This is a genomic window from Pantoea sp. JGM49, from assembly GCF_018257655.1.
Classification (GTDB): domain Bacteria; phylum Pseudomonadota; class Gammaproteobacteria; order Enterobacterales; family Enterobacteriaceae; genus Pantoea; species Pantoea communis.
In genome coordinates, this window is record NZ_JAERJM010000012.1 from 103,441 (window position 1) to 124,762 (window position 21,322).

14 protein-coding genes are annotated in these 21,322 nt (G+C 56.4%); 4 read left to right on the forward strand and 10 right to left on the reverse strand.

What is annotated here, in order from left to right; genetic code table 11:
• Nucleotides 1-12 precede the first annotated feature (12 nt).
• The 4 genes from thyA to rppH form a co-directional block, all read right to left on the reverse strand.
• Nucleotides 13-807 carry a thymidylate synthase gene (thyA, locus tag JK231_RS19495; protein WP_045816400.1) on the reverse strand — a complete coding sequence of 265 codons (795 nt, stop codon included), beginning with the start codon at nt 805-807 and terminating at the stop codon, nt 13-15.
• A complete protein-coding gene (gene lgt / locus JK231_RS19500) occupies nt 804-1,685 on the reverse strand; it encodes a prolipoprotein diacylglyceryl transferase (protein ID WP_034823111.1) in 882 nt (293 codons plus the stop codon). The genes thyA and lgt overlap by 4 nt, the downstream gene beginning before the upstream one ends.
• Nucleotides 1,686-1,800: 115 nt before the next feature.
• Nucleotides 1,801-4,047: a phosphoenolpyruvate--protein phosphotransferase gene (gene ptsP, locus JK231_RS19505; protein ID WP_038645088.1), complete on the reverse strand. Its 2,247-nt coding sequence runs from the start codon at nt 4,045-4,047 to the stop codon at nt 1,801-1,803.
• A 12-nt stretch (nt 4,048-4,059) separates the two neighbouring features.
• Nucleotides 4,060-4,590 carry an RNA pyrophosphohydrolase gene (gene rppH / locus JK231_RS19510; RefSeq protein WP_034823115.1) on the reverse strand — a complete coding sequence of 177 codons (531 nt, stop codon included), beginning with the start codon at nt 4,588-4,590 and terminating at the stop codon, nt 4,060-4,062.
• 684 nt (nt 4,591-5,274) lie between these two features.
• Between rppH and mutH the strand changes: the two genes are divergently transcribed.
• The 4 genes from mutH to JK231_RS19530 all read left to right on the forward strand — a co-directional run bounded on the left by mutH (nt 5,275) and on the right by JK231_RS19530 (nt 8,389).
• On the forward strand, nt 5,275-5,961 hold the full coding sequence (gene mutH / locus JK231_RS19515; RefSeq protein ID WP_034823117.1) for a DNA mismatch repair endonuclease MutH: 687 nt from the start codon (nt 5,275-5,277) through the stop codon (nt 5,959-5,961).
• A 197-nt stretch (nt 5,962-6,158) separates the two neighbouring features.
• Nucleotides 6,159-6,869, forward strand: a complete 711-nt coding sequence (locus JK231_RS19520) for a TerC family protein (protein ID WP_211729277.1) — start codon at nt 6,159-6,161, stop codon at nt 6,867-6,869.
• Nucleotides 6,870-6,986: 117 nt separating this feature from the next.
• Complete coding sequence (locus tag JK231_RS19525; RefSeq protein ID WP_034823127.1) at nt 6,987-7,205, forward strand: YgdI/YgdR family lipoprotein; 219 nt, start codon at nt 6,987-6,989, stop codon at nt 7,203-7,205.
• Nucleotides 7,206-7,348: 143 nt separating this feature from the next.
• Complete coding sequence (locus JK231_RS19530) at nt 7,349-8,389, forward strand: NADP(H)-dependent aldo-keto reductase (RefSeq protein WP_097117995.1); 1,041 nt, start codon at nt 7,349-7,351, stop codon at nt 8,387-8,389.
• A 202-nt stretch (nt 8,390-8,591) separates the two neighbouring features.
• Here JK231_RS19530 and lplT read toward each other — a convergent pair whose 3' ends face one another.
• The 6 genes from lplT to JK231_RS19560 form a co-directional block, all read right to left on the reverse strand.
• Nucleotides 8,592-9,782 (reverse strand): lysophospholipid transporter LplT, encoded by a 1,191-nt coding sequence (gene lplT, locus JK231_RS19535; RefSeq protein ID WP_097117996.1) that lies wholly within the window; start codon nt 9,780-9,782, stop codon nt 8,592-8,594.
• Nucleotides 9,779-11,929 (reverse strand): bifunctional acyl-ACP--phospholipid O-acyltransferase/long-chain-fatty-acid--ACP ligase, encoded by a 2,151-nt coding sequence (gene aas / locus JK231_RS19540; RefSeq protein ID WP_211729278.1) that lies wholly within the window; start codon nt 11,927-11,929, stop codon nt 9,779-9,781. The genes lplT and aas overlap by 4 nt, the downstream gene beginning before the upstream one ends.
• Before the next feature lie 421 nt (nt 11,930-12,350).
• Nucleotides 12,351-13,745, reverse strand: coding sequence for an efflux transporter outer membrane subunit (locus JK231_RS19545; RefSeq protein ID WP_211729279.1), 1,395 nt, complete (start codon nt 13,743-13,745; stop codon nt 12,351-12,353).
• A gap of 3 nt (nt 13,746-13,748) precedes the next feature.
• On the reverse strand, nt 13,749-16,850 hold the full coding sequence (locus JK231_RS19550; protein WP_211729280.1) for an efflux RND transporter permease subunit: 3,102 nt from the start codon (nt 16,848-16,850) through the stop codon (nt 13,749-13,751).
• Nucleotides 16,850-20,035, reverse strand: coding sequence for a multidrug efflux RND transporter permease subunit (locus tag JK231_RS19555; protein ID WP_211729281.1), 3,186 nt, complete (start codon nt 20,033-20,035; stop codon nt 16,850-16,852). The genes JK231_RS19550 and JK231_RS19555 overlap by 1 nt, the downstream gene beginning before the upstream one ends.
• Nucleotides 20,032-21,276 (reverse strand): MdtA/MuxA family multidrug efflux RND transporter periplasmic adaptor subunit, encoded by a 1,245-nt coding sequence (locus tag JK231_RS19560; RefSeq protein ID WP_211729282.1) that lies wholly within the window; start codon nt 21,274-21,276, stop codon nt 20,032-20,034. The genes JK231_RS19555 and JK231_RS19560 overlap by 4 nt, the downstream gene beginning before the upstream one ends.
• Nucleotides 21,277-21,322: the final 46 nt, after the last annotated feature.

The following is a 21,322-nucleotide window of genomic DNA, read 5'->3' on the forward strand; positions in this document are numbered from 1 at the left end:
TGACGCGTGCGTTTACACCGCAACCGGCGCTTTAATGGCCGGATGCGGGTCGTAACCCTCAATCTCAAAATCTTCAAAGTTGTAATCGAAGATAGAAGCAGGTTTACGTTTGATCACCAGTTTCGGCAGCGGGCGTGGCTCGCGCGTCAGCTGCAGCTGTGCCTGCTCCAGATGATTGCTGTACAGATGCGTGTCGCCACCGGTCCAGACAAAATCACCCACTTCCAGATCGCACTGCTGCGCCACCATATGCACCAGCAGCGCATAGCTGGCGATATTGAACGGCAGACCAAGGAAGATATCGCACGAGCGCTGATAAAGCTGGCAAGAGAGCTTGCCGTTTGCCACGTAGAACTGGAAGAAGGCATGACAAGGTGCCAGCGCCATCTGATCCAGCTCGCCCACGTTCCATGCCGATACGATGATGCGGCGTGAATCGGGATCGCGCTTCAACTGCTCAATCACTTTGCTAATCTGGTCGATCTCTTCGCCTGACGCACTGCCCCAGCTGCGCCACTGCTTACCGTAGACCGGTCCTAAATCGCCATTCTCATCCGCCCACTCGTCCCAAATCGTCACCTTGTTATCTTTCAGGTAGCTGATATTGGTTTCGCCTTTCAGGAACCACAGCAGTTCATGAATGATCGAACGCAGGTGCACCTTCTTGGTGGTGACCAGTGGAAAACCATCCTGCAAATTGAAACGCATCTGGTGGCCGAAAATCGACAGGGTGCCTGTACCGGTACGGTCGGCTTTCTCTGCGCCTTCATTCAGCACATGTTGCATTAAATCCAGATACTGTTTCATTTTACCTCACGAGTTTGTTGCTGCGGACGACGACGAAACGCCCAGATCATCATAATCACACCGGCCAGAATCATTGGGATCGAGAGAATCTGCCCCATGCTGATGCCGCCTTCAAACAGGCCCAGTTGGGCATCCGGCTGGCGGAAGAATTCGACGATGATGCGGAAAGCGCCATAGCCAATCAGGAACAGGCCAGAGACGCTGCCCATCGGGCGCGGCTTGCGAATAAACAGGTTGAGGATGATGAACAGCACGATACCTTCGAGGAACAGCTCATACAGCTGCGAAGGATGACGCGGCAACACACCGTAAGTGCTCAGCAACTGCTGATACTGCGGATTGTTGGCCGCCAGCGCGATATCTTCACTGCGCGACCCCGGGAACAGCATGGCGAATTTGAAGTTGGGATCGACACGCCCCCACAGCTCGCCGTTGATGAAGTTACCGAGACGACCGGCGCCCAAACCAAACGGAATCAGCGGCGCAATGAAATCAGATACCTGGAAGAAAGTGCGTTTAGTACGACGCGCAAACACCAGCATCACCACAATCACCCCAATCAAGCCACCGTGGAACGACATACCGCCATCCCAGACTTTGAACAGATAGAGTGGATTATCGAGGAACAGCGGCAGGTTATAGAACAGCACATAGCCGATACGGCCACCGAGGAACACGCCGAGGAAGCCCGCATACAGCAGGTTTTCCACTTCTTCTTTTTTCCAGCCGCTGCCGGGTTTGTTGGCTCGGCGCACCGCCAGCCACATAGCAAATACAAAGCCCACCAGATACATCAAACCGTACCAGTGAAGCGAAATCGGTCCGATGGAGAAAATTACCGGATCGAATTGGGGAAACGAAATGTAGCCGTTAGTCATCTTTCACCATCGTTTTTTCTGCCCTGAAACGGGTCTGGCTAAGGGGTCATACCATAAAAGGCTGCGCATGATAGCACAGCCGCTTTTCACAATTGCCGTGGAAATGTAAACGCCGTTAACGGCCGCCGCGAATCAAACCGCCCAGGCCACGTCGTTCCATAAACGCGGACACCAGATGGCGCACTTCTGAAGCGGTATGGGCCGCCACACCATTTTCACTGAGCTTCTGCGTTTCCTCGTGATCGAGGTGACGCAACAGATACTTCACGCGCGGAATGTTTTTACCGTTCATGCTGAGGTGGTGATAACCCATGCCCACTAGCAGTGCCACGCACATCGGATCGCCGGCCATTTCACCACACAGGCAGAGTTCCAGTTTGGCCTGACGGGCTTCGTGGGCAATGCTCTGCAGCGCGCGCAGCATCGCCGGATGCAGCGGATCGTAGAGATTCGCCACACGGGTATTGTTGCGATCCACCGCCAGCAGATACTGCGTCAGGTCGTTGGTGCCCACCGAAATAAAGTCCACGCGATCCGCCAGATGCGGGATCATAAACAGCATGGACGGCACTTCGATCATCACGCCAATACGCGGTTTCGGGATCACATAGCCCAGCATCTCTTCCACTTCACGACCGGCGCGATCGATCAGACGACGCGCATCGTCGATCTCATCGATATGGCTGATCATCGGCAGCAGAATGCTGAGATTGCCGGAGGCCACGTTGGCACGCAGCATGGCACGTACCTGCACCAGGAAAATTTCTGGCTGATCGAGCGTCAGACGAATGCCGCGCCAGCCGAGGCAAGGATTTTCTTCACTGATCGGCATGTAAGGCAGCTGTTTATCGGCGCCGACATCCAGCGTACGCAACGTCACCGGCTTATCGTAGAACAGTTGCAGCATGCCTTGATATTGCGCGACCTGCTCCTCTTCCGACGGGAATCCGTTGTGCAGCATAAATGGAATTTCTGTGCGGTACAGGCCGATGCCATCCACCCAGTTATCCAGCTTCTGCTCATGCTCAGGGCTCAGGCCCGCATTCAGCATCACCTGCACCCGTTCGCCGCTTTTCAGCTCGCCGGGCTGCTCCACCACACCTTCAGCCATTTTGCTCAGCGCATTTTCTTCGCTGATCAAACGCTGATACTCCTGCACCAGCACGGGTTCAGGATCGATTAACAACTCGCCGCGATAGCCATCGACAATCAGCAGGCGTTTGTTGAGCTGCGCAGGGATGATATCCGCACCCATGACGGTGGGAATGCCCATCGCGCGCGTCAGAATAGCCGCGTGGGAATTGGCCGCACCGTCGCGTACCACCACACCGGCTAAACGCTCCGGTGGCAGCTCTGCCAGCGTGGTCGCGGTGAGTTCATCCGCCACCAGCACGAAGCGTTCAGGCCAGGCATTGGTGCCGACCAGCGTATCGTCGAGATGGAATAGCAGACGTTGTCCGAGCACGCGCAAATCGCCCGCACGCTCGCGTAAATATTGATCCTGCAGGCTGGCAAACTGTTCGGCGAACTTCTCGATCACCGTTTTCACCGCCCACTCGGCAACCGATCCGCGATCAATCTCGGCAAACAGATCTTTTTTCAAACGGGCATCGGTTAACAGGTGCGAGTAGAGATCAAAGATCGCCGCACTCTCTTTTTGCACGCTGGCGGTAAAGCGTTTGCTGAAGCGGCGAAATTCATTGCCCGCCTCGCCCATTGCCAGCACCAGACGCTCGCGTTCACGCTGCACATCCAGCGTGGAGGCCGCAGAGACTTGATCCAGCAAGGGCTGAGTTTCATCAACCCAACCGGGCGCGACCGCCACGCCAGGCGCCGCCGCGATGGCTTTCACCCGCGTCTGACGGAACTGACCAAACAGTTGGCCGAGCTGCGATTGCGATAACAAGCCCGCCATCTGCGTGGCCAGCGTCACCAGGAAAGATTCTTCGCTTTCGTCGAACTGACGATGTTCGCGCTGCTGAACCACCAGCACGCCAAGCAGTTGGCGACGGCTGATGATCGGCACGCCAAGGAAAGAGCGATAACGCTCTTCTTTAACAGAAGGAATGTATTTGAAGCTGGGATGGCTTTGCGCATCGGCAAGGTTGATCGGCTCGGCTAAACGTCCGACGAGCCCGACGATACCTTCATCAAACGCCAGCGTGACAGTGCGACCGCGCGGCTTTTTCAGCCCGCGCGTCGCCATCAGGTAGTAGCAACGACGATCGTGATCTGCGAGATAAACCGAGCAGACCTCGGTTTCCATCGCAAGGCAAATTTCGTTTACCAGAATGTCGAGTGCTTCATTCAGACGCGGAGCACTCGCCACTTTCTCTACTATTTCGCGCAACTGAGTGAGCATAAAGGGCGTGGCCTATCCTCTTTTACGTCGATGAGCGGCATTGTTATTACGCTGCCCCGCACTCTCCTGCATAGACATCACCACGCCAGCGAATTCTTTCATCACGCGGCGATAGACATCGCGCTTAAAAGAGACGACCTGACGCACCGGATACCAAAAGCTGACCCAGCGCCAACCATCAAACTCCGGCGTGCTGCTGTGTTGCACATTGATCTCCGCGTCACTACACATCAACTGCAGAAGAAACCACTTTTGTTTCTGGCCGATACACACCGGCTTTGTGTCCCAACGCACCAAACGTTTTGGCAACTTGTAACGTAACCAGTTACGGGTTGAAGCAAGTATTCGAACATCTTTGCGGTGTAAACCCACTTCTTCGAACAGTTCGCGATACATCGCCTGTTCAGCGGTTTCACCCGGATTGATGCCTCCCTGAGGAAATTGCCAGGAGTGCTGTCCAAAGCGCCTGGCCCATAACACTTGTCCTTGCCTGTTACAGATTACGATACCAACATTCGGGCGGTAGCCATCATCATCGATCACTGGACTACCTCAAAGCTAAATTTGAATAGCCTGATTGTTTCACACTCCTTACAGGCGGTAAACCACTGGATATCCGGGGCGATAGCCGAATAAAAACAGGATAACTCACAGAGTTTAGCCAAGTTATAAACAGCGGAGCGGTTTTCAGGGCGATCTTATTCACCTTTTCTGTGGATAGCTTTGTGCAGAACACGGGAATGAGTTGAATAACCACTTCGGAAAATTCTCATAAGGCAGACTAAGAATAGCACTAAAAACACCATTAATCATGGTGATAGGAAAAAATGACAGTGGTGTTTCAACGCGGATCACTTTCTAATTAACCTCAGGTTCCATTCGCTGCTCAAAGATCCACCAGCGCCGCTTTTATCCACAGAGAATGCCCTAAACCTGGTCAAAGAAAGGAAAAAAAGCGTTCAAATCGCTAAAGTCAAGGCTGTAAATCGAAACAGGGGTGCTCTGCGAGGGGGGTTATCCCACCATTCTGTGGATAAGTAGTCTTGAGATCCTGTTCATTGTCGATAACAAACTGGGATAACCTTGCCATAGCATCCACAACCGTCCGGCAATGCAAATAAAAAAGCACGCTTAATCATGCTATTATCACGGTTATTCACGCTGCGCGCATGTGGAAAACTCGCACCCGTCAGCGCTGTACATCCTTTAACCAATATGAGTTTTGCCATGAATTCCCCCGTTTTATTGCCGCCGCCACCACAAGATGAAGCGGAATTACTGCAACGTGCACAACAGCTGGCAGGCCAGACGTTTGCTGCACTGGCAGCTCAGCTGGGTTTGCCGGTGCCAGCCGATTTGCGGCGGGATAAAGGCTGGGTTGGCATGCTGATTGAGCTGCACCTTGGTGCCAGCGCGGGCAGCAAAGCGGAGCAGGATTTCGCCCATCTCGGTATCGAACTCAAGACCATCCCCGTGGATGCGCTGGGCAAACCGTTGGAAACCACCTTTGTCTGCGTTGCGCCTCTGACCGGCAACAGCGGCGTAACCTGGGAGACCAGCCATGTGCGCCACAAGCTGGCGCGGGTGTTATGGATCCCGATTGAGGGCGACCGTGCTTTGCCCCTCGCGGATCGTCGTGTGGGATCGCCGCTGTTATGGCAACCGAGCGAGGAAGAAGATCAGCAGTTGCGTGAAGACTGGGAAGAGTTGATGGATATGATCGTGCTGGGCCAAGTGGAACGTATTACCGCCCGTCACGGCGCCTGGCTGCAGATCCGCCCGAAAGCGGCCAACAGCAAAGCGCTGACGGAAGCCATCGGTGAGCATGGAGAGCCTATAATGACGCTACCGCGCGGTTTTTATCTCAAGAAAAGCTTCACCGGACCGCTGCTGGCACGCCATTTTCTACTGTAAATGACTCGACTCCTTTCACGAGTGGTTCGGTTCCCCTGATGGGGCCTTTTTTTGGTGCAGCAATGCGGCAAGTACGCGAATCCCCGGGAGCATACATAAGTAAGTGACTGGGGTGAACGTGAGCAGCCAAGGCAGCTGCAAGCCGAAACAGGACGTGTATAATCGCCGTTTAATTTTCGTTTAGGATTGAATGATTCATGTTTGACTGGATTGCTGATCCCAATGCCTGGCTGGCACTGGGAACATTGACCATTCTGGAAGTGGTTTTGGGTATCGACAACATTATCTTCCTGTCGCTGGTTGTCGCTAAGTTGCCGAAACACCAGCAAAACAAAGCTCGCCGCCTCGGTTTAATGGGTGCCATGCTGATGCGACTGGGTCTGCTGGCGTCCATTGCCTGGGTAGTCCGTCTCACCAATCCGCTGTTTACCCTGATGGATCACAGCTTCTCTGCGCGCGACCTGATCCTGCTGTTTGGTGGTGTGTTCCTGCTGTGGAAATCCAGCATGGAGATTCATGAAACCATCGAAGGCGCCGAAGGTGAGCACAAAACCAACGTCCACTCCTTCTTCGGCGCGATCGTTCAGATCATGTTGCTGGACATTATTTTCAGCCTCGATTCGGTGATCACCGCTGTCGGCTTGTCCGATCATCTGTTCATCATGATGGCTGCCGTGGTCATTGCCGTGTTGATGATGATGTTTGCCGCACGCGCCATTGGTGAATTTGTTGAGCGTCATCCATCGGTGAAAATGCTGGCGCTGGCATTCCTGATTCTGGTCGGCTTTACCCTGATTCTGGAGAGTTTCGGTATCCATGTACCAAAAGGTTACATTTATTTTGCCATGTTCTTCTCCATGGCCGTGGAGTGCCTGAACCTGATGCGCAGCAAGAAAAGCGCGGCTTAACGATGTCAAGGGCGAGCGCATCTCGCCCTTTAATTTTAGGAATGATGCGATTACGTCAGCCAGCGAAAGCATTTATTACTACACTTTTGCAGTTGAAGTAGGTTGAGGGAGATAAGAATGAAAGGGTTGGTGAGTGTCGTGGGTATTATGCTGGTCGCGCTGACGTTGAGTGGTTGCAGCAGTGATTACGTGATGGCGACCAAAGATGGCCGTATGATTAAAACTGATGGCAAACCGTCCATCGATAAAGAGACAGGTTTGGTGCAGTACACTGACGATCAAGGTCATGTGATGCAGATCAATGGTGACGAGGTCTCCACCATCATTGAGCGTTAAGTGCCAAATTCGATTGCCTGCACGATTTTTTCCCCAGTGCAGGCGATTTCCCGAACTTTCCCCCCTTCCTTCCGCGCCGCTTCACAGGATATAGTCCCAGAGGACACAACATTCCCTTTCATAATGAAAAAAGGAAGCCGGCAATGCATTATCACCGCATCCCCCACAGTACGCTGGAAGTCAGCCAACTGGGGTTAGGAACCATGACGTTTGGTGAGCAAAACAGCGAAGCCGACGCCCACGCGCAACTCGATTACGCGATGAGCAGTGGCATCAACCTGATTGATACCGCTGAAATGTACCCGGTGCCGCCACGCCCGGAAACCCAGGGATTAACCGAACAGTACATTGGCAGCTGGCTGAAGAAGCGCGGCAGCCGTGACAAGATCATTCTGGCCAGCAAAATTGCCGGTCCGGTGCGCGGCGCAGATGCGTCGATTCGCCCTAACCAGGCACTGGATCGCAAAAACATTCGCGAAGCGCTGGATGCCAGTCTGAAGCGTCTGAACACCGACTATCTCGATCTCTACCAGCTGCACTGGCCGCAACGTCAAACCAACTACTTCGGCAAACTGGGCTACCAGTACAGCGAAACCACCGCCAACGTGACGCTGCTGGAAACGCTGGAAGCGCTGAATGAGCAGGTGCGTGCGGGTAAGATTCGCTACATCGGCGTGTCTAACGAAACCGCATGGGGCGTGATGCGCTATCTGCAGCTGGCTGAGAAGCACGAGCTGCCGCGTATTGTGACCATCCAGAACCCGTACAGCCTGCTGAATCGCAGCTTTGAAGTCGGCCTGGCGGAAATCAGCCAGCACGAGGGCGTTGAACTGCTGGCCTATTCAAGCCTGGCGTTTGGTACTTTGAGCGGCAAATATCTCAATGGTGCGAAACCCGCCGGTGCGCGTAATACGCTGTTCAGCCGCTTCACCCGCTACAGCGGTGAGCAGTCGAATCAGGCGATTGCCGCTTATGTGGATTTGGCGAAGAAGCACAACCTGGATCCGTCACAGATGGCACTGGCTTACGTGCGTCAGCAGCCATTTGTCGCCAGTACCCTGCTGGGCGCGACGACGCTGGAACAGCTGAAGATTAACGTGGAGAGTTTCAACCTGACGCTGAATGCCGATGTGTTAGAGGAACTGGAAGCGATTCATCGTCAGTATACTTACCCGGCACCCTAACGGGATGTCATCGTTGCGGCGCAACGGTTTGCGTCGCAACGACCTGCAGCATTGATGGCCTGGTGGCTAAGACTTTGGCCCGATGTGCCTGGATGCACACCCTACAGGCGTATGACGCAGTTTTTGATTGTGCACACCCGAATGCGCGCATTTCGGATCTATGGTCGCCATTGCTGGCGACCTGGTTTTTCAACGCACCGCCTTAACGGCGCGATTTCCACCACAGCAACGCAATCGCCACAGCAAAAATCCCACCGAACCCGATACCGGTTGCCACTGCAGGTGCACCCAACTTAACAGCGATGGTGTACAGCGCCAGCATCACCAACATCGCGATGTTTTCACCGAAGTTCTGCACGGCAATCGCATTACCCGCGCCCACCGACTCTTTGCCGCGCTCCTGCAACAGCGCATTAAGCGGCACCACGAAGAAGCCACCGAGCGCACCCAACACCATCAGTACCAGATAGGCATTCAGCAAACTGGTTTGCAGTGAGAACACCACCACCATCACACCAATCAATATCCCGGCGGGCATGCAGCGGCGCACGGTTTGCAGCGTCACCAGTTTCGCCGCCGCGGCAGCGCCAATCACAATCCCGATCGCCACCATGGCATTTAACGTGGTGGGCGTTTTATTGTCGGTAATACCGAGCGCGACGGGCACCCACAGCACCAGCAGGAAACGCAGCGTAACCCCCGCGCCCCAAAACATGCTGGTGCCGAGCAGGGAAAAACGCGTCTCGCCGTTACGCCACAACAGCAAAGCGGAATCTTTGAAACTGCGGAACATGGCACCAAACTGCCAGCTCTGACCCGGTCGTGCCGCCAACAGCTTAGGAATAAAGATATTCGCCACCACTGCCAACGCGTAAGTGAGTGCACACACAATCAGTGCGGCCAGTAGATTCCAGTCCGCCAGAATACCGCCCGCCACTGAACCCAACAGGATGGCAGCAATGGTAGAGGACTCCATCAGACCGTTGGCCTTGACCAGTCGTTCACCGCTGGTGATCTCGGTGAGGATGCCGTACTTAGCAGGCGAGTAGGATGCCGCACCAATACCCACCAGCGTATAGCCAAGGAATGGATTGAAGCCAAAACAGATAACCAGTGCACCCAGCAGCTTGAGGCTGTTGGCGAACATCATCACCCGGCCTTTAGCAAAGCTGTCAGCCATCTGCCCGACAAAAGGTGCCAGAAGAATGTAAGTGGCTACAAACATCATCTGCAGAATCGGCTGGCTCCAGTCGGGATAGAGCTGACTTTTCAGCACCGCCAGCGTGGCAAACAGCAGCGCATTGTCGCCAAACGCGGAGAAAAACTGCGCCACAATCACCGCCATCATATTGCGTGACAGTAACGGTGAATCGGGATTAACCGCCTGACTCATGCTTGATCCTCTTCGGCCAGCTGTTTCAGGCTGACGTAGTCTGGTTTACCGCTACCCAGCAGCGGCAGCTGTTTCATAAAGCGAATGTCACGCGGCACAGCCAGTTCTGGCGCACCGATATCGCGGGCGGCTTTAAGCAGTTGCTCACGCCCCAGTTCGCCGTCAGTAGTGAACAACACTAAGGCTTCACCGCGATGACCGTCAGGGCGCAGTGACGCGGCATGCTGCTTCTCGCCCGAGGCTTTCAAAGCGATCTGTTCGACGCTTTCCAGTGACACCATCTCACCGGCAATTTTGGCGAAGCGTTTGGCACGGCCCTGAATCTGACAGAAGCCACCTTCATCGAAGCTAACAATGTCGCCGGTATCGTACCAACCGGCTTCCATCTCGCCTTCACCGTTATCGGCTACTGGCTTCTCCAGCACGCCAGGATTCTCGACGCGCAGATAACCGTTCATGATGTTCGGACCACGCAGTTGCAGACGACCGCCCTGCTCAATACCCGGCACGGAGATCAAACGTGAATCCATGCCCGGCAGGATACGGCCCACGGTATGGGTTTTCGCCGCCATCGGCACGTTGATTGCCACCACTGGTGCACACTCGGTGACGCCGTAGCCTTCAAGAATACGAATGCCGTACTTCTCGGCGTAGATTTGGCGCGTGCCTTCCTGCAACTTCTCTGCACCCGCTACCACATAGCGCAGGCGTGCAAAATCATACGGATTGGCAAAGCGCGCATAGTTGCCGAGGAAAGTCGACGTCCCAAACAGCACGGTGCAGTTACGGTCATACACCAGTTCGGGCACGATGCGGTAATGCAGCGGGCTCGGATAGAGGAACGCCTGCGCGCCGGTCAGCAGCGGCGTAAACAGGCCGACCGTAAGGCCGAAAGCGTGGAACAGCGGCAGCGCCGACATAAAGCGATCGCGCGGGGTGAAATCCGCCACGGTGCGAATCTGTTCAACGTTAGCCAGCAGGCTTTTGTGCGAGTGCACCACGCCTTTGGGATTGCCTTCCGAACCCGAAGTGAACAGCACCATCGCGGCATCTTCCGGCTGCTGCCTGACCTGTGCGCGACGCGGCATCAGTAAGTGCGTCAGAATCCACAACTTGTCTTTCAGTGTGACGGTATCTTTCAGATCTTCGAGGTAGATCCACTGGACTTCCGTTAAGCCCTGCGGCAGGTGCTCCAGGTTGCCTTTCTCAAGGAACTGGCGCGAGGTGAACACGGTTTTGACCTGCGAAGCGGTGAGCGCCGCGCGCATGCCGTTGACGCCCGCGGTGTAGTTGAGCATCGCCGGGATACGCCCGCGCAGTGACGCCCCGAGGATCGCCGCCGCCGTGACGGTGGCATTGGGCAGCAGCAGACCAACGTATTCCCCCTGCTGGCTGTAGCGCTCAAGAATTCGACCGACGCCGAGCGATTTTTTCAGCAGCCCGGTGTAGCTGTCCGGCTTGAAGTTGATGTCTTCGATGCAGGGTTTAGTCAGGCCATAACGCTGGCGTGCATTAAGGAACGCTTCAAAGAGCGTTTCTCGTGGACGCACCGCCATACGCGCTTCCATCATCACATGATGTAAGTGCTCACCCGCCAATACGCGACGATCGCGCGCGCGTTTGGCTTCCGGCATCGGTATGACGGTAGCAGGCAATACGCTCAGGGTAATACGTGGGAACAGGCGACGTTTAAATACCCCTGCCAGTCTGCCAAACGGCGTATATTCCGCGCCTTCAATGCGCATGGGCACCACGGTCGCACCCGATTTCGCCGCGACAAAGCCCGCCCCGCTGTAGATTTTCATCAGCGATCCGGTCACGGTGATACGTCCTTCCGGGAAGATCACCACCGGACGCCCCTCATTGATCATGCGCACCAGATGTTTGATCGACATCGGTTTAGTGGGATCGAGCGGCACGAAGTCGATAATCGGCTTCAGGAGCCGCATAAACCATTGATCGCTGATCGAGGAGTAGACGGCGAACACCGGTTTAATCGGCAAAAACAGCGCCACCAAAATGCCATCAAGGAATGACATATGGTTAGGGGTGATCAGCACTTTTTCTTTGTGCAGTGCGGTGAGATCGCCACGCAGTTCCACCCGCCATAACAGGCGAAACAGGAATCGCAGAACAGTGAATAGCATGCCAGCTCCTTAGCAGCGTTAAAATATGGCGCTTACCTTGCAGGATCTGGCGATTTTCGACAAGTGGCGCGGTGATTTATGGTGAGGAATTGAGGTGGGTGTGGTGTGTAGTCTGTAAAAATGTGCCGTTGGGGTGCTGTTTATTGTGAAATGCTGCTCAGTGCTAATGCAGACTGGGCTGCACTGGCGTAGCTGGTGATGCGCAGTCTGAGGGGGAAACAAGGCTGGGTAGACTGGGATGATAAACAGGTGCTGACGCAGGCTGGGATGATTAGCAGGTGCTGGCGCAGAGGGGCTATGGCCCATCCGCGCGCCAAAAAAGCCCACAACAGAATCAACAGCCTCAAACTCAGCTGTTCTAAACTGCCAGACAACCTTCATCTATGCTGCTAAAACTCATCCCTGCCAGAACGAATAACACTTATCCCTGCCAACCACCGCCTAGCGCAGCGATCAACTCAACGCTGCTCACCCACTGGGTGCTCTGCAATGACAGTAAGCTCTGCTGCTCGCTCAGACTGCTGTTTTCTGTGGTCGCCACATCAAGGTAATCAATCATCCCGGCATCATACTGATTACGCGTCACGCGTGCTGACTCCTGTGCAGCGCTGGTCGCCAGCTGCTGTGAAGCTATCTCACCCTTCAGCGTATTCAGCTGCACCAGATAATCTTCTACTTCACCCATCGCCGTCAGCACCGACTGGCGATAATCCGCCACGCTGGCGTCATAGGCGGCGCGGGCCTGCTCCACTTTGGCTGAGGTGGCACCGAAGTCCAGCAGCGTGCCGCTTAACTCCGGCCCTAATGACCAGACGCGATTTGGCAGTGAGAACAGACTGTTGATGGCCGATGAGCTCACGCCGCCCGTGGCACTTAACGTCAGATCGGGATAGTAACCGGCAATCGCTACGCCCACCGCCGCATTGGCCGCTGCCACGTTACGTTCGGCATAAGCAATATCCGGACGACGCTGCAACAACGCAGAAGGCAGGCTGTTAGGGATGGCTGGCAGCGTGGCATCCAGCTTCGCCACTGGCAGCGAGAAATCAGCCGGTGCACGGCCCAGCAACAGCGCAATGGCGTGTTCCGACTGCGCACGCTGCCACTGATAATCTTGTGCTGAGGCGCGCGCGCTCTCCAGCTGCATCTGCGCCTGTGCCAGCGTGGCGCGTGATTCGCTGCCCGCCGAGTACTTATTCTGAATCACCGTCATATAGCGCTGATAGGCATCGATACTGCGCTGATACAGAGCAATTTTTTCGTCGAGGATGCGCAGCTGGAAGTAATCCTGCGCCAGCTCCGATTGGGCACTTAGGGTGATATTCGCCAGTTCGGCCTTACTCGCCTGCGCGCTGGCTTTGTTCTCTTCCAGCGTACGGCGCAGTTTGCCCCACAAATCCAGCTCCCAGCTGGCGCTGAGATCGGCGGCATGCGCGTTGCTGACGCTGCGCTGCCCGGTGGTGCTGACGCGACTACCGCTGCGCGTGCTGCTGGCGTCGTAGCTTACCGACGGGAACAGTGCCGCGCGCGACTGCGAGGTCAGCGCCTGAGCTTCACGGTACTGCGCGGCATAGCTCGCCACGTTCTGGTTGGAGATGCTCACCTGACGCAACAGACTATCCAGCGTGGCATCGTGATACACCGACCACCAGTCGCCTTTGCTCTGCTCATCCTGCGGCGCGGCCTGCTGCCAGCCTTTGGCTTCTTTAAAATGCGTCGGCATCGCCATGGTGGGGCGCTGATAATCCGGCCCCACCGCACAACCCGCCAGAAACAGTGCCACTACCATCGGGGTAAATTTCAGAACATTTTTCATCGATCAGGATTCCACATGACGCATGCGCTGCCACTGACGTTTGGTGGCGCGGCTTAAACTATCGAGCCAGAGATAAACAACCGGCGTGGTAAAAAGGGTTAACAACTGGCTGAGTGCCAGACCGCCGGCAATTGCGATGCCAAGCGGACTGCGTAAATCCGCATCGCCGCCGCTGCCTAATGCCAGCGGCAAAGCACCAAAGAAGGCGGCCAGCGTGGTCATCATGATCGGACGGAAACGCATCAGACAGGCCTGCGTGATCGCCTGCTTCGGCGACATGCCCTGCGTGCGCTCAGCATGGATTGCAAAGTCAATCATCATGATGGCGTTCTTCTTCACGATGCCGATTAGCAGAATGATGCCGATCAGGGCAATCACCGTCAGTTGGGTATTGGTGAGCAGCAGCAGCAGCAGCGCGCCAACCCCCGCCGATGGCAGCGTCGAAAGAATGGTGATGGGATGGATGTAGCTCTCATACAGCACGCCCAGCACGATATACACCGCCGCCAGCGCGGCAATAATCAGCCACGGCATGGTGGCGGTCAGCTGCGCAAAGGCGGCTGCGGTACCGGCAAACCCGGCCTGAATGGTGGACGGCAGGCCGAGCTGCGCCATCGCCTGTTTAATCAGCGCCTGCGCCTGCTCCAGTGACACACCATCATTCAGGTTAAAGGCAACGGTGCTGGTGGCCGACTGCCCCTGATGCGCCACCGACAGCGGCGCGTTACCGCCTTTGAAGCTGGCGAAAGCGGAGAGCGGCACACGATCGCCGCTGTCGTTGATCACATATAGTTCTTTCAAAATCTCCGGATCGCGCGTGTAGCTGTCCTGCAACGACATCACCACATGATACTGATTCAGCGTGTGATACAGCGTCGCCACCTGGCGCTGGCTAAAGGCGTTGTTCAGCATGGTATCCAGCATCTGCACATTCACGCCGAGGCGTTGCGCGCGGTCGCGATCGATATTGATCACCACTTCCTGGCCGCCGGTTTGCGAATCGGAGTCCACGCTGTTGAGCTGTGGGATCGCCGCCAGCGCGGCCTGCACTTTCGGCGTCCACTCGCGCAGCACATCCAGATCGTCGGCCTGCAAGCTGTATTGATAGGTAGCATTGGCACTGCGCCCACCGATATGCAGATCCTGCGCCGCCATCAGGAACATCTGCGCCCCGGCGATATGGCTGGTCTTCAGGCTCAGTCGATTGGCGACTTCGGTGGCCGTGGCATCGCGATCGCTAAAGTCTTTAAGACGCACAAAGAAGTTGGCGCTATTGCGCGAGCCAAACATGCCGCTACCCATCGACGACATCACGCTGTCCACTGCGGGATCGGACTGGATGATCTTGGTGAACTCCAGCATCTTCGGCTTCATCGCCTGGAACGAGATGTTTTGATCGGCGCGCAGTGCGCCCATCAGCAGGCCGGTATCCTGATTGGGGAAGAAGCCCTTCTGCACCACGGTGAACAGAAACAGGTTGAGCAACACCGTCAGCACCAGGCTGAACATGGTGATCTTCGGGTGCGCCATCACCCACGCCAGACCACGCGAGTAGGCTGCCAGCAAAGCATTCAGCTGGTTTTCGATAAACTGATATAGCGGATGCGGGCGCTTGCTGACTTTCGGTTTTGGCTTCAGCAGACGCGCGCACAGCATCGGCGTCAGGCTCAGCGAGACAAACATCGAGATCAACAGCGAGACGGTGAGCGTCACCGCAAACTCGCGGAACAGACGACCGACAATACTGCCCATCAGCAGGATTGGGATAAACACCGCCACCAGCGACATGGTCATCGACAGCACAGTGAAACTCACTTCCTGCGCGCCTTTTAGCGCCGCCCGCAGCGGACTCAAACCTTCTTCGATATGGCGCGTGATGTTCTCCAGCACCACGATGGCATCATCGACGACAAATCCGGTGGCGATGATCAGTGCCATCAGCGAAAGGTTATCGAGGCTGTAGCCCAGCAGATACATCACTGCACAGGTGCCAATCAACGACACCGGCAGTGCCAGCGCCGGGATCACCACCGCCTGCACGTTACGCAGGAACACAAACACCACCGCGATTACCAACAGCATGGCGATCAGCAGCGTCTCTTCGGTGTCATACAAAGATTCACGCACCGTCGGCGAACGGTCCACCACCACCTTCAGTTGGGTATCTGCGGGCAGATCTTTTTCCAGCGCTGGCAACTGCGCTTTGATGGCATCAATGGTGTCGAGCATATTGGCGCCGGCCTGGCGCTTAATGCCCACCATCACCGACGGCTGCGAGTTAAGGAAACCGGCCTGGTACTGATCTTCCACCGAATCGTAGACGGTGGCGACATCGTGCAGACGTACCGCTTTGCCGTCTTTATAGCTGACGATCAGATCCTGATACTGCGCCGCTTTATCTAACTGACCGTTGCTGTCCACCACCCATGATTGCTGGCTACCCTGCAGAATGCCTTTGGGTTTGTTGGTGGTGCTGTTGGCGATGGCTTCACGCACCGTGTCCAGCGAGATGCCGTATTGCGCCAGCTTGAGCGGTTGCAGATCGATACGCACGGCGGGCAAGGCGCTGCCCATTAGTGACACTTCGCCCACGCCCTTGACCTGCCCCATCGCCTGCTCAATTTTGCTCTCGGCCAGGTCGTAGAGCTCACCCGGCGTGCGCGTGGCGGAGGTCAACGCCAGCATCACAATCGGTGCATCGGACGGGTTAGCTTTGCGATAGGTCGGCAGTGATTCCATCGCGCTCGGCAGCAGACTGCGCGCGGCGTTGATCGCCGCCTGCACATCGCGCGCCGCGCCGTTGATGTCGCGGTCGAGATCAAACTGCAAAATCACGCTGGTGGAGCCCTGCGAACTGGTCGAAGTCATTTCGGTGACGCCCGCGATCTGCCCCAGCGAGCGCTCCAGCGGCGTGGCCACCGTGGCCGCCATGGTCTCCGGGCTGGCACCGGCTAAGCTGGCGCTGACCATAATGGTCGGGAAATCCACCTGCGGCAGCGGGGCCACCGGCAACAGCCGATAACCCAGCAAACCGAGCAGCATGATCGACAACGTTAATAGCAACGTGGTGACCGGGCGAAAGATAAAGAGTCTGGTGAGGTTCATTACTCGCTCCGCGCCTGCTGCTGTTTACGCTGCATATAGCGCTTGCCGCGCTGCGCAATGCCATCGAACCACAGATAAATCACCGGCGTGGAGAACAGCGTCAGCACCTGGCTGACAATCAACCCCCCGACGATCACCAGACCGAGCGGTTGACGCAGCTCCGCACCCGAGCCCGAAGCCAGCATCAGCGGCAGTGCACCGAGCAGCGCCGCCATGGTGGTCATCAGAATCGGACGGAAGCGCAGCAAGCAGGCCTGATGAATCGCATCACGCGCGCTCATGCCCTGCTTGTTTTCGGCTTCCAGCGCGAAGTCGATCATCATAATCGCGTTCTTCTTCACGATACCGATCAGCAGGATCACCCCGATCAAGGCAATCAAACTGAATTCACTGCCCGCCAGCAACAGCGTCAACAGTGCGCCCACCGCCGCTGATGGCAGCGTCGAGAGAATCGTCACCGGATGAATAAAGCTCTCATACAGGATGCCCAACACCACATACATGGTGATCAGTGCGGCCAGAATCAGCCACAGCGTGTTACCGGTCGCGCTCTGGAATGCCGAGGTTTCCCCCTGATAGCGCAGCGTAATGCTGGATGGCAGATCCAGCTGCTGCGTCACTTCGGCAATCGCCTTCTGCCCATCCTCCAGCGAATAACCGCTGTTGAGATTGAACGACACCATCACCGCCGGGAACTGATTCAGACGCATATGCATCAGTGAACCGGTGCGCTGGTGAATGGTGGCAATCGAGGTCAGTTTCACCATCCCGGTAGTGGTGTCGCTGTCGGAACTGGTGGTTGAGCTGCTGCTGGATGTGCTGCCCGAACTGCTGCTGGTTGATGTGCTGGAACTGCTGCTCACCGGCAGATAAACATCATCAAACGACGCCGGAGACTGCTGATACTGCGGTGCCACTTCCAGCACTACGCGATACTGGTTAGCCTGGGTAAAGATGGTAGAAACCAGACGCTGACCAAAACTGTTGTACAGTGCCGTATCCACATCCGAGGCGGTAATGCCGTAGCGCGCGGCTTTGTCGCGGTTCAGTTCGACATAGGCGACACGGCCCTGATCCTGCAGGTTACTCACCACGCCGTTAAATTCCGGGCGCTGCTGCAAGGCCGCCACCATCTTCGGCGTCCAGCTCACCAGGTTTTCACTGTCTGCGTCATCCAGCGTGAACTGATACTGGCTCGGCGTGACCTGATCGTTGACCGTCAAATCCTGCGCCGGTTGCAGATAGAGCTGAATGCCCGCCACCTGCTCCGCCGCCTGCTGCAGCTGCTTGATCACCACATCGGCTTTGTCATCGCGCTCATCAAACGACTTCAGGTTGATTTGGATACGGCCACTGTTGAGGCTGGTGTTGCTGCCGTCAATCCCGATGGTGGAAGAGAGGCTATCCACCGACGGGTTCTGCAGAATCACTTTCGCCAGCGCCTGCTGACGCTTCGACATCTCGCTAAACGACACATCCTGCGACGCCACGGTGACACCCTGAATCAGTCCGGTATCCTGCGTCGGGAAGAAACCTTTCGGGATGGCGATATACAGCAGCGCTGTCAGCGCAAAGGTCGCCAGCGCCACCAGCAGCGTCAGTTTCTGATGATTCAGCACCACCGTCAGCAAGCGGTCGTAACCGTGCACCAACTTATCGAATATTTGTCCGCCCTTACGCGAAAAACGAGACTGCTTCTCTTCCGGAATATGCTGCAACAGATAGGCGCACAGCATTGGCGTCAGCGTCAGTGACACCACCATCGACACCAGAATCGACACCGCCAGCGTAATGGCGAACTCGCGGAACAAGCGCCCTACCACATCGCCCATAAACAGTAGCGGGATCAGTACTGCAATCAGCGAGAAGGTCAGCGAGATGATGGTGAAGCCGATCTGCTGCGAGCCTTTCAGCGCCGCCTGCATCGGCGTTTCGCCCTCTTCCAGCCGACGTGAAATGTTCTCCACTACCACAATCGCATCATCGATGACGAAGCCGGTGGCGATGGTCAGCGCCATCAGCGACAGGTTATTCAGGCTGAAATCGGCCAGATACATCACGCCGAAAGTGCCAATCAGTGACAGCGGCACCGCCACGCTTGGAATCAGCGTCGCCGCCACATTGCGCAGGAACAGGAAGGTGACCATCACCACCAGCGCCACCGACAGCATCAGCTCAAACTGCACGTCGCTGATGGATGCACGGATGGTTTGGGTGCGATCCGACAAGATGCTCATCTTCACGCCATCGGGCAACGCGGCCTGCAGGGTGGGCAGCTGCGCTTTGATACTGTCCACCACCTGAATCACGTTGGCACCAGGCTGGCGCTGCACGCTGATCACAATCGCCGGGCTGCTATTGGCCCACGCCGACTGGAAGCTGTTTTCCGGACCCTGTTCAATGTGCGCGATGTCTTTCAGGCGCAGTGCGGCACCGTTCTGATAGGTGATGATCAGATTGCCGTACTCATCGGCGGTGCGCAGCTGATCGTTGGCATCGATGGTGACCGAATGGTATTTGCCATCGAAGCCACCTTTTGAACCATTGACGTTGCTGTTGCTGATCAACGTATTCACGTCTTCCAGCGACAGCTTGTGTGCCGCCAGCGCTTTCGGGTCCATCTGCACGCGGATAGCCGGCTGATGACCACCTGCCAATGTCACCATGCCGACGCCGTTAATCTGCGACAGCTTCAGCGCCACGCGGGTGTTCACCAGATCCTGCACCTGCGTCAGCGGCAGGTTATCCGAGCTGGCCGCCAGCGTAATCACCGCCGTATCCGCCGGGTTGACCTTTTTATAGGTCGGCGGATTGGGCAGATCGCTCGGCAGCAGGTTGTTGGCGGCATTGATCGCCGCCTGCACTTCCTGCTCGGCGACATCCAGCGACAGATCGAGGCTGAATTTTAGCGTGATGATCGAGGAGCCACCGGAGCTGGTGGAGGTCATCTGGCTTAAACCGGCCATCTGCCCGAGTTGGCGCTCCAGCGGCGAGGTCACGGACGACGCCATCACATCCGGGCTGGCCCCGGGATACAGGGTGGTGACCTGAATGGTCGGATAATCCACCTGCGGCAACGCCGAGGTGGAGAGGAATTTATACGCGAAAATCCCGGAAATCAGCACGCCGACCATCAGCAAGATGGTGGCGACGGGACGCTGGATAAACAGACGTGACGGATTCATTTTTTGGCCGCTGTGGCAGTTTTGCTGTCATCGGCCAGAGAGACTTTACTGCCGTTGGTCAGGCGATCGATGCCTTCGGTGACCAGACGCTCACCCGGCTCGACACCTTTCAGGATCGACTGCTGATCTTCACCAAACGCCGGGCCGGTGGTCACGGCTTTGCGCGTCACGGTGTTGTCTTGATTGATCACAAACACAAAGCTGCCGTCGCTGCTCAGTTGCAGCGCCTGCGCCGGGATCACCGTGGCGTTATTCAGAATGTTGGTTTGCAGGCGCAGGTTGACAAACTGATTGGCAAACAGCGACTCATCTTTATTCGGGAAAGTGGCTTTTAGCTCGATGGTGCCGGTGCTGGTATCGATCTGGTTGCTAATGAACTGCACGCTGCCTTGAGCCAGCTGGGTGCTATTGTCCTGATCAAAAGCCACCGCCGGTAAACTCTGCCCGTTATGCAGCGCTTTGGTGAGCTGCGCGATATTGCTCTGCGGCACGCTGAAGGTCACGGCTGCGGGCTGCATCTGCGTCACCACCACAATGCCGGTGGTGTCGGTGGTTTGCACCATGTTGCCCGGATCAACCAAACGCAGGCCGACACGGCCGCTGACTGGTGAAGTGATGCGCGCATACTCAATATCCAGCTTCGCACTGGCGATCTGCGCCTGATCGGCTGCCACTGCGCCTTTGTACTGCCCAACGGTGGCCGTTTGCGTGTCGAGATCCTGGCGTGACAACGAGTCCTGGGCCGCCAGTTTTTTGTAGCGGGCCAGCGTCAACTCGGCGCTTTTCAGCAATGCCTGGTTCTGATTAAGGTCGCCCTGATACTGCGCCAGTGTCGCCTGATAGCTACGTGGATCGATCTGCGCCAGCAGCTGTCCAGCCTCGACTTTTTGCCCTTCGGTAAAGAACACTTTTTCCAGTTGACCCGCTACGCGGCTGGTCACGGTAACGCTGGCATTGGGGATCACCGTGCCCAGCGCATTGAGATACACCGGCACGTTGGCCGTGGTGGCCACGCCACTGTGCACCAGCGTGGCACTGCCGCCCATCATCGCCATGCCCGGAGGTCCACCTGCGCCCCCGCGATGACCGCCTTTTCCGCCTCCTGGTGGCATGCCGCCCGGCGCACCGCCATGGCCGCCGACAACGCGCCAAATCACGCCAGCCACGATTAACACAACAAGTAAAATGAGTAGCCATTTCAGCCAGTGGAAACGCGATTTGCCAGGGGAATTAATTGTCATCGGACTCTTCAGATAAACAGGAAAAAGGAAAATCCCCTGCACTGAC

Excerpts from the sequence above, each read along its gene's own strand:
- JK231_RS19550 (WP_211729280.1), bottom strand. The coding sequence starts at position 16,850 with ATGAACCTCACCAGACTCTTTATCTTTCGCCCGGTCACCACGTTGCTA.
- JK231_RS19525 (WP_034823127.1), top strand. The coding sequence starts at position 6,987 with ATGAAAGGGTTGGTGAGTGTCGTGGGTATTATGCTGGTCGCGCTGACG.
- mutH (WP_034823117.1), top strand. The coding sequence starts at position 5,275 with ATGAATTCCCCCGTTTTATTGCCGCCGCCACCACAAGATGAAGCGGAA.
- lplT (WP_097117996.1), bottom strand. The coding sequence starts at position 9,782 with ATGAGTCAGGCGGTTAATCCCGATTCACCGTTACTGTCACGCAATATG.
- JK231_RS19545 (WP_211729279.1), bottom strand. The coding sequence starts at position 13,745 with ATGAAAAATGTTCTGAAATTTACCCCGATGGTAGTGGCACTGTTTCTG.
- JK231_RS19520 (WP_211729277.1), top strand. The coding sequence starts at position 6,159 with ATGTTTGACTGGATTGCTGATCCCAATGCCTGGCTGGCACTGGGAACA.
- aas (WP_211729278.1), bottom strand. The coding sequence starts at position 11,929 with ATGCTATTCACTGTTCTGCGATTCCTGTTTCGCCTGTTATGGCGGGTG.
- thyA (WP_045816400.1), bottom strand. The coding sequence starts at position 807 with ATGAAACAGTATCTGGATTTAATGCAACATGTGCTGAATGAAGGCGCA.
- ptsP (WP_038645088.1), bottom strand. The coding sequence starts at position 4,047 with ATGCTCACTCAGTTGCGCGAAATAGTAGAGAAAGTGGCGAGTGCTCCG.
- JK231_RS19555 (WP_211729281.1), bottom strand. The coding sequence starts at position 20,035 with ATGAATCCGTCACGTCTGTTTATCCAGCGTCCCGTCGCCACCATCTTG.
- lgt (WP_034823111.1), bottom strand. The coding sequence starts at position 1,685 with ATGACTAACGGCTACATTTCGTTTCCCCAATTCGATCCGGTAATTTTC.
- JK231_RS19530 (WP_097117995.1), top strand. The coding sequence starts at position 7,349 with ATGCATTATCACCGCATCCCCCACAGTACGCTGGAAGTCAGCCAACTG.
- JK231_RS19560 (WP_211729282.1), bottom strand. The coding sequence starts at position 21,276 with ATGACAATTAATTCCCCTGGCAAATCGCGTTTCCACTGGCTGAAATGG.